Source organism: Streptomyces sp. NRRL WC-3626 (assembly GCF_000718785.1).
Taxonomy (GTDB): Bacteria; Actinomycetota; Actinomycetes; order Streptomycetales; family Streptomycetaceae; genus Streptomyces; species Streptomyces edwardsiae.
This window is the reverse complement of the sequence record NZ_JOCA01000002.1, coordinates 131,104-143,477: the sequence shown is the minus strand read 5'-3', so window position 1 is coordinate 143,477 and position 12,374 is coordinate 131,104. Positions and strand designations below refer to the sequence as shown.

The window sequence follows — 12,374 nt, the reverse complement described above, 5'->3', positions numbered from 1 at the left end:
CGCGGCACGCACGGGGCGTCATCGCTCCTCGGGGACGTGGGCAGGCCGGCCCGGTCCGGGGATACACGTCACGGACGCTGCCTCCCTTGAGCGGAGCTGGCCGACCCCCACCAGCTCGGCTCGCAAGGCTGCGTACGCGGCATCGACGAACTCGTAGTCCAGATCGCTCAGCCCGGTCTTGAAGCCCTGGTAGTTCACGGCCACCTGTTGCGAACTGGTGAACCCGGCCAGAACAATCGAGTCCGGGCACCGCCTGAGGCAGTACTGGAGGGCGACCCGGGCGAGGTCGTGCGGGGAGGAACCGAACCGGCCCCGCAAGGGCTGCAGGCCCCGCTGGACGGCAGCCAGGACCGGCGCGGTGATGCGGGAGCGGACGTCGCCAGGGCCGAAGGCCGTGTCCGGAAGGTACTTGCCGGTGAGCAGTCCCAGGCCAAGAGGTTCGGTGATCATAGTGGCGACGCCGTGGCGACGGGCGAAGCTGAAGATGTCCTCGTCCCCTTCGCTGTCGGCGACCTCGGGTTCGGGGGGCTGGCTGAGTGGGTTGAAGGGGGTGGTGATGACCTTGGGGGCGAACTGTTGAACGAGGAAAGCGAACCGAGCCGCGCTTACCTGGTTGCGATCGCCTGATGTCGCGGTACCTGCCGTCAGCCGGTTTGGCGCCCTCATCCCTAGCGCCTTGACCCTGCCGAGGTCACGCAGGGCCTCCAGTGTCTCCCGTGCCTCTTGGAGGTACTGATCGCGTGGACCGAAGTCGGTGTGGTGCAACGTCAGGACATTCAGCGACTCCACGCCGAGGTTCTCAAGGCTCTGTTCCACTTGCCCGTGCAGGTTCAGGGAGCTGTAGGCGTTGACGCCGGTGCCCCTGAAGGCCCCGACCGTGCTGGTGATGCTGACGCTTTCGCGGGGTACCTGGGCAAGCATGCGGCCCAATAGCCTCTGGGAGTGCCCGAGACCGTAGACGTCCGAGGTGTCGAAGACAGTTGCTCCCTCTTCGCGGGCGCGCAGGAGGGCGTCGACTGCGCAGTCGTCGTCGACGGGGGCCCATCCTGCGGCGTGGCCCAGGTTGGTTGCCGGTCCCCCGATGGGCCGGCAGCCGACGCCGAGAGGATGCTCGTCCCATCCGGCGACCAGGCGTCGCCGGAGCAAGTGTGAAGCGGTCACGACGGGGCTCGCTCTCATCGCGAAGGACAGGGCGCCGGCTCGGCTCGCCGTGGTGCGCACAGCAACGAGGCAGCGGACCCGGGGAATCTGGAGAGAAGTGGGGCGGAGCGCGGCTCTCATCGCCCCGCGCTCACCGTCGCATTTGTCCGAACGGGTAGTCCAGCCGCCCACCGGCTCATATCGGGGGTCATTTCCAAGAAGAGACGACCGGCCTACAAGAAATTCGCCTGGAAATGCCCAGATTTGAGGCTGCCTACCGCGTGGTGGAGGGCGGATCTGAATGACCCCCGATATGAGCCCCCGCGCATCTGGCCCGACAGATGACGGCAGGGCAGGCTGGTGATCAGCCCCAAGTGGTCAAGACATACCGGCAGTTCGACGTGCGGGGCGTCACCTCTGTCCCCCGTTCACCCCTAGCCACCGGGGCTTCGGACGTCAGGCACCCCGTGGTGACATTGGTCTCCGAAGCTCCGGTTTCACTCCCCGAGGAACCCTTACCCGTGACTGCGACTGCGATCGTCGAGGGTGCTGTCCCCCTGCCGAGCGCTACAGAGGCGACTCAGCCAGGAGGAGGTACCAGCGTGGGTCGGCCATCGCCTCCTCCGTGCAGCCTCGCCGTCCGGCCTCCCCTATAGCCGGTCGCCGGGGCGGGGGCGGCAGTTGTTCCCCCGCATCAGCCACCCTGCCCCGGCGACCCATCACCTGCGCGCTTTCACACAACCGGACCGCGCTCACGCCCCGCGTCCACGTCACTGAGGTCCCTTGATGTCTGATTCTCCACCGGCCACACGTTCCGAACGCCGACGGCACGGCAAGTCGTGGGCGCGCAGGGTGAACACCTCCGCGGGGTTGCGCTCACGGCTCGGGCAGCTCGCCGTCCTCCCCCCGTGCGTCGTGCTGCTGCTGATAGCGCTGCCGGAATACCTCCTGCGGACCGAGCCCCCATGGTCCGGAACGCGGTTGCTGGTGTGGACGGTTGCCGCCGCGAGCTGTACTGGGGTGCTCGTTGTGGCCTGGCGGATGTCCCGAGCGACGGCCGACGCGGTGCACCGGCACCGAGTAGCCGACGTGGAGGCGGTACAGCAGCAGCAGGCGGCTGAACGCCAAGCCGTGTCCCAGTGGATCACCCGTCTGCGGTCCGTGATGGCAGACGGCCTCAAAGCCGTTCAGACGACGGTGGACCAGCTACAGCGCGGCGAGCAGCCCCAAGTGCGCGAACTGCCGCCGGAGCCCGAGGCCCCGCATCCGTTCACCGCGCTCGAATACGAACTGCTCGAATTCGTGCACGGCGTACAGACGGCGCTCACCGACAGCTCCGCCCGCCAGGAGAAAGCGGCCGTCCTCAGTATCGCCCGGCGCATCCTGACCTTGATCAACAACACGTTGAAGGCGTTCGATGCGCTGGAACGTGAGATGGAGGACCCCGAGGTCCTCAGCCCGCTCTTCCGGCTGGACCACATGGTCACCCGGCTGCGCCGGCTGGCGGAGAGCCTGACGGTGGCAGGCGGTGCGCTTCCGCGGCGCTCTGGCAGAGCGACGCTGCTGTCCGACGTGATCAGCCACGCGATCTCTGAGATCGAGCAGTACGAACGCGTCCGGCTGGTGTCTCCCGTGGACGGCACGGTCGACGGGCGGGCAGCGACCGGGCTCGTCCATCTTCTGGCGGAACTCCTCGACAACGCTGCCAATTTCTCCGACCCCCAGACGCAGGTACTGGTCCGGGTCGAAATGGCCGCCTCGGGAGTGATCATCCAGATCGACGACCGCGGAAAGCCCATGCCGCAGGCGACGCTGGCCCAGCTGAACGGCCTCCTGTCCGAGCCGTCCCGCCACCGGTCCGGTGACTATCTGCGGGACGGACGCATAGGCATGTGGGTGGTGGCTGAGTACGCCCGCCATCTCGGCCTCCACGTCCGGCTCCAGAGGAACTTCTACGGCTCCAACCAGGCCGAAGTCCGCGTGCCGCACGGCCTCTTCACCGCGGCACCGGAGCGGCAGGAACCGGCTGCGCGGCCTGGCCGCCCGTCTCCCTCACCGGCGCACGCCCTTGCTCCGAAGACGTCTACGGCAGCTGCCCGCACCGCCGACAGGACCGGTGGGGCTCCGGCCGCCGCCCCACCGGCGATGACCCACAGCGTGGAGCCCAACACCGGCAGCGAGGCCAGCGGCATACCGCCGCTGCCCACGCACAGCGGGAGCGAAGTGCCGGACGGGTCCGGCGATGGCGATCAGTTGCCGAAGCGCGACCTCTCACGCTCCTACCTGGCGCCGGGCCTGCAAAACAGCACGCGAGAAGCCCGCGGGTCTACGGCGCCGTCCGCTCCTCCCAGCGCCGGCCTGATGTCCCGGGTCGCCGAGGGACGGCTCCGCGCAGAACGGGGCCGCGTGCTGAACCCCTCCCCCTTACCCGAACCGACTGCCCCCCCACACTCCTTGGAGGTTCCCCGTGGCGACCACGACGCATGACCTGAGCTGGCTGCTGACCGATTTCATCGAGCGGACGGCCGGTGCGCGCAGCGCACTGGTGACCTCCCGCGACGGCATGCAGGTCAGCAGCCTCAACTTCGACGAGGACGGGACGGCCGACACGCTGAGCGCCATCGCCAGCGGGCTGCACTCCCTGGCCCTGGGCGCCGTTCCGCTGCTGGGCGGTGCGGGTGGCGTGCGGCAGGTCGTCGTGGAACTCGACCAGGGCCACCTCTTCGTCATGGCGGCCGGCGAAGGCGCACTGCTGTCCGTTCTCGTCGACGGCGAAGGGGACGTCGGACAGGTCTCGTACGAGATGACTCTGCTGGTCAAGCGCGTTCCCAACTACCTGTACGTCGCGCCGCGTGCCGTGCCGACCGCGGCAGACACGACGGTCTAGCGCGATGGCCGGTGACGACGGCCTGCTCGATGACGGCCTCGGGGCGGTACGGCCCTACGCATTGGTCGGCGGGCGGGTCACTCCCTCGCAAGAACTCGACCGGGCGTCCCTGGTCAAAACCGGGCCCTCTCCGCCTTCCACCCCCTTGCAGTCGCACTACGCGAAGGCGTTTGACCTGTGCCGGGCCGGCGCGGTCTCCGTGGCGGAGATCGCAGCGAGACTCGGTCAGCCCTTGCAGATCGTCAAGATCTGGCTGGCCGACCTCATCGTGGACGACTACCTGACGAATGCGATGCCCGACAACTGCGCCGACGCAGCTACCGACCCACGGATCTTGGGAGAAGTCCTTGCTGGGCTACAGAAACTCTGACCTGACGCTCTCGCTGAAGATCGTCGTGTCGGGCGGTTTCGGCGTCGGGAAGACGACGCTCGTCGGTGCGGTCAGCGAGATCACCCCCCTGCGGACGGAGGAAACCCTCACCGAGGCCGGGATCGGCACCGACAACTTGACCGGCATCGCGCAGAAGTCGGCCACCACCGTAGCCATGGATTACGGCCGCATCACCCTGCGCAGCGGCCATGAGGTGCAGTTGGCCCATGACGTGCAGCTACAACTGTTCGGCACACCCGGCCAGGAACGTTTCTGGTTCATGTGGGACGACCTCGCGAAGGGCGCGGTCGGCGCGGTCGTCCTCGCCGACACCCGCCGGCTGGCGGACTGCTTCGCGGCCATCGAGTTCTTCGAGAATCGCCGACTGCCATTTCTGGTCGCCCTCAACCAGTTCCCCGACGCGCGCCGGTACACCGAACACAAGGTACGGGCCGCTCTCGGTGTGAGTTCTTCGGTACCTGTCGTCTCGTGCGACGCACGTGACAGGGCCTCCTCGCGCGACGTGCTGACCGCCCTGGTCTCTCACGCGCTCCACCGCGCCCAGCTCGTCCCCTCCGCCTAGTCCCCCCGTTTTCGGCTTTGGAGCCCACGATGCCCACCTTTGACGTTGCGACCGGCCGCCACGCCCAGGTCCCGGAGGACCACGACGTGGCCGAGCGCCTGGCGCTGTTGCAGCGTAAGGGGCTGATCGAGGACCGTCCCGTTCCGCTGTTCGACGACCTCGCGCAGGCGGCCGCGCTGGAGGCGGCCGACCGGGTCGGAAACCCGCACGGGTTCTACGGCTTCGTCAACCTGATGAAGGACGGCTATCAGTATTTCGCAGGTATGTGGGCGCCCTCGGGCCCCGGCGGCGGTGAGAGCCAGGCGACTGCGGTCGCCATCCCGCCGACGGACCGGTTCATGGAACGCACGAGCGGCTGGTGTGTCCACACCGCCGACCGCCTCAAGGCGCTGCCGCTCAAGAACGTCATGGACTATCCGCGCTGGCTCAACAAGGCCATCCACACGCTCGGCGCCCGCACCTACCTGGGCGCCCCGCTCATCCACCGGCCCACCGGCATCGTCCTCGGCACGTTCGCCCTCGTGGGCCAGGAGACGACGGACTGGAGCCGCCAGGACGTCGACATGATCAAGCGCTACGCCAGCCAGGCCCTGGACTACATCGAAGCGCTGCCCGACGTCACCCCGCCGCTCCCGCTGCACTAGCGCGACCGCCCGCCATAGCCAAGGCCCGCCATATCAGAGGGAGGGGACGGACCGATGTCCACCGCGTACACCTACCTGACGGACGACCACCTGCGCCTGCGTGACCAGGCGCAGGAATTCGGCCACTCAGTGATCGCCCCCTACGTCCCGCACATGGAAGCAGCAGGAACACACACCGACCGAGAACTTCCTCGGCTGATGGGCGAGTTGGGCTGGTGCGGCGTGATCCTCGATGCTGAGGAGTACGGCGGCATGGGCATGGATCACCTCTCCAAGACGATCCTGATCACCGAGACCGCCTACTTCAGCGGCGCCGCCGGGGCCATCCTGCAAGCCTCCCTCATCCCGACCGTCGCGATCCTCTACCTGGGCAGCGAGGAACAGAAACGGCTGTGGCTGCCGCAGATCGCCGCCGGACTGTGGGCCACCATCGCGGTCACCGAGCCCGAGTGCGGCAGCCACGTCCTGGGCATGGACGGCACCGCCCGCCGCAAGGGTGGTACGTGGGTCATCAACGCCCGTAAGTGCTTCATCGGCAACTCGGGCATCGCGGGACTCCACGTCGTCGTGGTACGCACCGGCAGACCCGGCCATCCACGAAGCCTTTCGGCCTTCCTCGTCGAAGCCGACCGGGACGGCATCGAGGTGAGCCAGCCGGATCTTGTCGGCATGCACGGCTTCAGCTGCGGAAACGTGTATCTGCGCAACGTCCACGTACCCGCCACACACCTCCTGGGGGAGGTCGGCGACGGGCTCGCCGCCGCGTACACCGCCTCGGTCGTGTGCGGCCGCCCCAACCTCGCCGCGACTGCCCTCGGCCTCCACCGCAGGGTCATGGACGAGACCCTTGGCTTCCTCGACAGACGTCGCCGCAAGATCGGAAAACGCCACCGCGAGACTCGGAAGCTCTCCGAGTACCCCGTCGTCAAGTACCGCCTCGCGGAGATGAAGTCCCGTCTGATGACCGCCGAACGGCTGGCGTACGAGGCCGTGCACCTGCTGGACAAGGGACGAGCATGCGACGCGGAGCTCGTCCAGTCCAAGCTGGTCAACAACCAGGCGGCCGGAGAATCTTTGCGGGACGCCAGCTCGCTCCACGGCGGTTACGCCGCCCGCACCGACCACCCGATCACACGACTGATGCGCGACATCCAGCTCGTCGGCGCACCGGCCGGCCCAGACGATGTCCAGCGCTACCGGCTGTCCGAGAAGGCGCTCGGGGTCGACCGCACCGAATGGTCCGAGGAATTCATCCGTCGTACCCGCCGGTCCGCCACAGCCGCCTGACTCCCTGCCTCTTCCCCTCACCTGTCCCTCACGAGAGCACACCATGATGTCCGACGACCCCGCCGCACAGGCCCACGATGCACTCGCCCGGCACCTTCTGCCGCCGTGGGTGCCTCTGGTGCGGACCATCCGGATCCCGTGCGGCGAGCAGTTCGACGCGATACGCGTCCCTGCGGGCGAAGCCCGGCGGGCCCATCAAGTCCTCGGCCCGGTAAGCGGCCCAGTCCTCGCCTGTACCTACACGCAGACCTGGCATTTCCTGCTCGACCCGAACACCATCGTCGCTGCAGCCTGGAACGTGCCAGGAACACGGCTCCTGCGCCGGGGCACCCTTCTGGGCATCCCACCCGCCTTTGTCACCCACGGCCGCGACGTCCGCTGGATCGTCCTGCCCGGCCGGGGCACGACCGTCCCGGCCGCACTGCGCCACGCTCTTGCCGGCCGCGCCTCCCCCATACGACCCGGCGCAATACCTCTGGCCGAACGCCGTGCAACGCTCCTGGAAGCTAATTTTCCGCTCACCGAGGGAACGATCTTCACGCCCCGATCTGCCGCCGAGCGCACTCGCCTGACGCCGACGGAGAAGCGTGTTGCCGAGCGCCTCGTTGCTGGCTGCTCCAACGAAGAGGGAGCTCGTGGGCTGGACATGACCTCGAGTTCTTTCAGTGGTCATCTCAGCAGCATCGGCCGCAAGTTCCGTGTCGCCGCGCGCCCCGCCCGCGCGCACGCCGTCCTCACCAGCGGCCAGGTGCCACCACCGTCCGCAACCGCGCCCGCCCCCGATTACGACGCCACTGAACGACAGCTGCTGGATGCGCTGGCTGAGCAGTCGACCACTTACGCAATCGCCCAGGCCTCGGGCCTCGCCCCAGCCGATGTACGCGAGCAGATCGAGATCCTCGTGACAAAGGCAGGAGCGGCCAACGACACCCACCTGGTCGGCCTCTGCCATGCCTGGGGTCTCCTCGGCACAGGCAGCACAGTTGACGCCGAACACCTCCAGGTCGAGCCGGAGGGGGCGGCATGATGACGAGAATCCGCCCGCCGAGGGGCATCCTGGCGCGTTCCCGTGTCGTTGTGGCAGACAACGGGCGTTACCTCCGCTGCTGCCGCGGCTTCGGGCCAGCCGGTGGTGCTGATGCGGGTCGCTGACTTTCATCCGGCGGGCTTCGACACCGAGTTACGCAAAGTGCTCGACGATGTCCGCGCCGGCAGGTGGCGCTCCATGCGCGGTCTTCTCGATGCCCCCCAGTCGTTGGCCCAGCGCACGGCCCGGAGTCAGGTGTTGGCTTCCGCGGCTGCACAGTGCGACGCCGTCGAGGCGTGGGGGCGCGAGAGCCGTGATCATCAGTACCGGATCATGTGGGCCCGGGTGCTCGTCCAGCGTGCCCTTCATGCATTCCGCCGCGGCCAGAGGGCCGAAGCCGTCCGACTCGTCATGGCAGCTCGGCATGCCTGCGAGCTGGCAGCTACGTTTGTGCCCCGCGATCCGGTGCCGTGGGTGGCATGGCTTGCGCTGGCACAGCTCGACTCTCCACACCTGAGGGAGCGGCTTCCCGAGAACCAGAAGCAGTGCTGGGAGCCAGGCATCCCGCCAGGCCCCTGGGGCCTGCTGCACGAAGTGCAACGGCGGGACCCGTTCAACCGGGAAGCGTGGCACCGCGCCCTCCAGGCACAGATCGCCTACCAGACCAGCGCGGACGACGCCGTCGACTTCAGCCGGTGGGCGGCGCTGGAGGCTCCGCCCGGATCCGCAGTCAATCTTCTGCCGCTGTACACCCATCTGGAGCGCTTCCGACGCCGGAAGACGCAAGGAGAAACACCCCGCTTGCACTGGACCCATTCAGGAATCTCCTTCTACACGCTGCGGGCTGTCGACGAATGGTTCCCCCATGCGGACAGGACGTCCTGGTCGCCTCTGGACCTCAACCACCTTGCTCAGGCGCTTCACCACGGCGGCCATCGTGCGCGTGACGTTTTCGAAGCGATCGGCTCCTGCGTCACCCGGTCCCCGTGGCAGGACGTCGCTCCCGACGGGCGCAGCTGGCAAGAAGAGTTTCTCCAGGCCCGACTCCTGCGACTTCGCGAGGGCGGGCCGCGCCGCCTATGACCCGACACCCCACTTCCCGCGCCCCACCGGCAGTTCCGCTTCCCCACGTCCATCCATCCGTCCCCGCTTGGAGGTAACACCCGTGACTGTCGCACCGCCGCCCGCCGATGAACAGGTCCTGACACGACTGGGGTACGCGCCGGAACTCGCCCGCCGGATGGGCGGGTTCGGGAACTTCGCGCTGAGCTTCTCCGTCATCTCGATCTTGTCCGGCTGCATGACCTTATTCGCCTTCGGTCTCAACACGGGCGGACCTGCCGTCATGATGTGGGGCTGGGCCTTCGTCGGCCTGATGGTGCTCTTCGTCGGCCTTGCCCTCGCCGAAGTCACCAGCGCCTACCCCGTCTCCGGCGCCCTGTACTTCATGGCCAGCAGGCTCGGTGGCCCCCGGTGGGGCCACTACACCGGCTGGTTCAACCTGTTCGGCCTGCTGGGAGGGATGGCCGCCGGCCCCTACGGGAGCGCCCTGTTCATCGGCGCCTGGCTCAACCTGAGTTTCGGGTTCAGCCCCACCCCCGCGAAGACCTTCGCCATCTTCGCCGGCCTCCTGCTCCTGCTCGCCGTGATGAACCTCTTCGGCGTGCGCCTGGTCTCCCTGTTGAATTCGATCTCGGTCTGGTGGCACCTGGCCGGAGTCGCTGCCATCGTCCTCGCTCTCGTCTTCATACCCGACCACCACCAGTCGGCCGGTTTCGTTTTCGGCGAGTTCACCAACAACACCGGGTGGAGCAACCCCTGGTACGTCGGCCTGCTCGGACTGCTTCTGGCCCAGTACACCTTCAGTGGCTATGACGCCTCCGCCCATCTGTCGGAGGAAACGCTGCGAGCCCAGACCGCTGCCGCCCGCGGCATCGTCCACTCGATCCTCTGGTCCTGGATCGTCGGCTTCGTGCTGCTCGCCGGCATGCTCTACGCCATCCAGGACTACAACGGGACGATCAGCAGTCCCACGGGGGTCCCGCCGGCCCAGATCTTCCTCGACGCCCTCGGACGGACCGCTGCGGAGGTCCTTCTGCTGATGGTGATCATCGCCCAGATCTTCTGCGCCAACGCAGGCTTGGCCTCCGCCTCCCGCATGGTCTTCGCCTTCTCCCGGGACGGCGCCCTCCCCTTCTCGCAGACGTGGAAACGGCTCAACCCCCGTACCAAGACACCGGTCAACGCCGTGTGGCTGGCCGTCGCGGTCCCTCTCGTCCTGGCCGCGCCCTCCCTGTACTCCACGACCGCCTACACCGCCATCGTCACCATCAACGTCATCGGGATCACTCCGGCCTACGTCATCCCGATCTATCTGCGGCTGCGCACCGGCCGCAACTTCAGGCCAGGTCCGTGGCAGCTGGGGCGGTGGAGCAAACCGATCGGCTGGATCGCCGTGATCTGGGTTCCCTTCGTCACCGTCCTGTTCTGCCTGCCCTCGGTCTCCCCCATCACCGTCGACACCTTCAACTACGCCCCCGTCGCTCTGGCCGCTGTGCTCGTCCTGGCCTGGGTGACCTGGCACTGGGGCCCTCGCCACGACATCACCCCTGAATACGGGACGCCTGGCGAGCGAGACCAGATGGCGGAGGACGTCGTATGACCGAAGCGAACCCCCGCACACCCGCCTCGGGGCCCGGCAGCCAGCCGAACGGCTCCGCCAGCGGCCTAGACCGGCTGTCCGCTCTGGTACGGGACGGCTCCATCACCTCGGTCATGCTCGCTACGCCGAACATGCAGGGCGGTCTCAAGGGCAAGACATACGGCACCGCGCACTTCCTCAACGAGGTCGCCGAACGCGGGACTTCGTGGTGCGGTTATCTGCTTGCCACTGACGCGGACATGCGTCCCCTGGAAGGCTTCGGCATCGCCTCCTGGGACACCGGTTACGGCGATATGCGCTTCGTTCCCGACCTGGCGACGCTGCGCACGCCGACATGGATGCCGGGCACGGCGCTGGTGCTCGCGGATCCCGTCACCGGTGACGAGCAGCCGGTGGCCGTCGCTCCCCGCCACATCCTCAAGCGGCAGTTGGAGCAGTGGGAACGGCGCGGGATCGCCGCCAGCGTCGGGCTGGAGGCCGAGTTCGTCCTCTACCACGGCACCCGCAAGAGCGCGGCCCGCTCGGGATACCAGGACCTCACGCCGCTGTTCGAGGGAAGCCGGGACTACGGCCTCCACCAGTCTCCCGCGCTGCGCAAGTACCTCGCAGCCCTTCTCGCGGCGCTGACCGGAACCGATCTGCCGTTGGAAGCGGACAAGGGCGAAGGAGCTTCCGGGCAGATCGAGATCACCTTCGCCCACGGGGAACCCCTGCACGCCGCTGACCAGCACACGCTGCTGCGCCACGCCGCGGTCGAAATCGGCGCGACGCACGGCGTACTGCCCCTTTTCATGGCCGCTCCCGACACCGGGGTCGGCAGCGGCCTGCACATCCACCTCTCCCTCCACGACTCGGAAGAGCAACGGCCGCTCTTCGGCAGTGACGGGACGGATCTACCCGAAGCGGCGCTGCACGTCATCGGGGGGCTCCTCACCGCGCTGCCCGTGCTCGCCCCGTTCTGGGCCCCCACGGTCAACTCCTACAAACGGCTCACGCCCGGTACGTGTGCTCCAGTGAACTACAGCTGGGGATTCGACAACCGCACCTGTGCGATCCGTGTCGTCGCCTCCGGTGCCCGGCGTCATCTGGAGATCCGGCTGCCGGGGGCCGATGCAGACCCCTATCGCGCGCTCGCCGCGGTCCTGGCGGCGGCCGGCTACGGCCTCGACAACAAGGTCGGCCCTCCACCACGGGTGGACGGCAACGCCGTCACCGACACCAACCTGCCCTTCGTCCCCCGATCGCTGGACGAAGCACTCCAGCTCATGCGGATCAGCGAACTCCCCGGGCAGCTTTTCACCGACGAGGTCGTCGAGCACTACGCCCTGGCCGCTCACCACGAGGTCGAAGTCCATCGCGTCGTGGTGAGTCCCGAGGAACGGCGGCGAGAGATCGCCCTCCAGTGACCCCTGTTCCCCCACACCAGCAGCCCAGGCCTCCGCGCACGCCAACCACCCGGAAAGAGAACGTATGACCGCGGCCGACACCAGCATCGAGCTCACCCAACTTGAGTGGAACGTGAAGGACGGAGGCATCGACGGCGCAACTCCACAGGCATGTCGCCGTACGGGAGCCCGGCGAGACGGCGTGGCAATCCCTCAACCGAGTGAGACACCCCCTTTCGAACGAGTTTGAAGAGCGCCAGCCCAAGCCCCCGTACTCAAGCAGCCAGATCAGAACATGTGTTCGCCAATTGCTCCCGAAAGAGCCGTGACGCCGCCGGATCTGGCGCGTTTTTAGAGCACCAGTGCCACACCGCCCCCCCGTATGGAGG

General features: G+C 67.8%; 11 protein-coding genes. 10 read left to right on the top strand and 1 reads right to left on the bottom strand.

Annotation, left to right across the window (positions count from 1 at the left end):
• Positions 1 to 18: 18 nt before the first annotated feature.
• Positions 19 to 1,161: an aldo/keto reductase gene (locus IF28_RS0103310; RefSeq protein ID WP_063829300.1), complete on the bottom strand. Its 1,143-nt coding sequence runs from the start codon at positions 1,159 to 1,161 to the stop codon at positions 19 to 21.
• A gap of 894 nt (positions 1,162 to 2,055) precedes the next feature.
• On the opposite strand from IF28_RS0103310, the gene IF28_RS36905 reads away from it, so the two are divergent.
• The 10 genes from IF28_RS36905 (at position 2,056) to IF28_RS0103260 (ending at position 12,006) form a co-directional block, all read left to right on the top strand.
• Positions 2,056 to 3,627: an ATP-binding protein gene (locus tag IF28_RS36905; protein WP_158713639.1), complete on the top strand. Its 1,572-nt coding sequence runs from the start codon at positions 2,056 to 2,058 to the stop codon at positions 3,625 to 3,627.
• Positions 3,608 to 4,027 (top strand): roadblock/LC7 domain-containing protein, encoded by a 420-nt coding sequence (locus tag IF28_RS0103300; protein WP_030213591.1) that lies wholly within the window; start codon positions 3,608 to 3,610, stop codon positions 4,025 to 4,027. Before IF28_RS36905 ends, IF28_RS0103300 begins: the two co-directional genes overlap by 20 nt.
• 4 nt (positions 4,028 to 4,031) lie before the next feature.
• A complete protein-coding gene (locus IF28_RS0103295; RefSeq protein ID WP_037892470.1) occupies positions 4,032 to 4,397 on the top strand; it encodes a DUF742 domain-containing protein in 366 nt (121 codons plus the stop codon).
• A complete protein-coding gene (locus IF28_RS0103290; protein WP_030213585.1) occupies positions 4,375 to 4,980 on the top strand; it encodes a GTP-binding protein in 606 nt (201 codons plus the stop codon). The genes IF28_RS0103295 and IF28_RS0103290 overlap by 23 nt, the downstream gene beginning before the upstream one ends.
• A gap of 29 nt (positions 4,981 to 5,009) precedes the next feature.
• Positions 5,010 to 5,624: a GAF domain-containing protein gene (locus IF28_RS0103285; RefSeq protein WP_051713612.1), complete on the top strand. Its 615-nt coding sequence runs from the start codon at positions 5,010 to 5,012 to the stop codon at positions 5,622 to 5,624.
• A 54-nt stretch (positions 5,625 to 5,678) separates the two neighbouring features.
• Entirely contained in the window at positions 5,679 to 6,911 is a 1,233-nt protein-coding gene (locus IF28_RS0103280) for an acyl-CoA dehydrogenase family protein (RefSeq protein ID WP_030213579.1), read from the top strand.
• A 43-nt stretch (positions 6,912 to 6,954) separates the two neighbouring features.
• Positions 6,955 to 7,938: a hypothetical protein gene (locus IF28_RS36900; RefSeq protein WP_051713611.1), complete on the top strand. Its 984-nt coding sequence runs from the start codon at positions 6,955 to 6,957 to the stop codon at positions 7,936 to 7,938.
• A gap of 102 nt (positions 7,939 to 8,040) precedes the next feature.
• Positions 8,041 to 9,021 carry a hypothetical protein gene (locus IF28_RS38465; protein WP_158713638.1) on the top strand — a complete coding sequence of 327 codons (981 nt, stop codon included), beginning with the start codon at positions 8,041 to 8,043 and terminating at the stop codon, positions 9,019 to 9,021.
• A 157-nt stretch (positions 9,022 to 9,178) separates the two neighbouring features.
• Positions 9,179 to 10,600, top strand: a complete 1,422-nt coding sequence (locus IF28_RS0103265) for an amino acid permease (protein ID WP_106981981.1) — start codon at positions 9,179 to 9,181, stop codon at positions 10,598 to 10,600.
• Positions 10,597 to 12,006, top strand: a complete 1,410-nt coding sequence (locus IF28_RS0103260) for a glutamine synthetase family protein (protein ID WP_030213564.1) — start codon at positions 10,597 to 10,599, stop codon at positions 12,004 to 12,006. The genes IF28_RS0103265 and IF28_RS0103260 overlap by 4 nt, the downstream gene beginning before the upstream one ends.
• Positions 12,007 to 12,374: the final 368 nt, after the last annotated feature.

Excerpts from the sequence above, each read along its gene's own strand:
- IF28_RS0103295 (WP_037892470.1), top strand. The coding sequence starts at position 4,032 with ATGGCCGGTGACGACGGCCTGCTCGATGACGGCCTCGGGGCGGTACGG.
- IF28_RS0103285 (WP_051713612.1), top strand. The coding sequence starts at position 5,010 with ATGCCCACCTTTGACGTTGCGACCGGCCGCCACGCCCAGGTCCCGGAG.
- IF28_RS0103280 (WP_030213579.1), top strand. The coding sequence starts at position 5,679 with ATGTCCACCGCGTACACCTACCTGACGGACGACCACCTGCGCCTGCGT.
- IF28_RS36900 (WP_051713611.1), top strand. The coding sequence starts at position 6,955 with ATGATGTCCGACGACCCCGCCGCACAGGCCCACGATGCACTCGCCCGG.
- IF28_RS0103265 (WP_106981981.1), top strand. The coding sequence starts at position 9,179 with ATGGGCGGGTTCGGGAACTTCGCGCTGAGCTTCTCCGTCATCTCGATC.
- IF28_RS0103260 (WP_030213564.1), top strand. The coding sequence starts at position 10,597 with ATGACCGAAGCGAACCCCCGCACACCCGCCTCGGGGCCCGGCAGCCAG.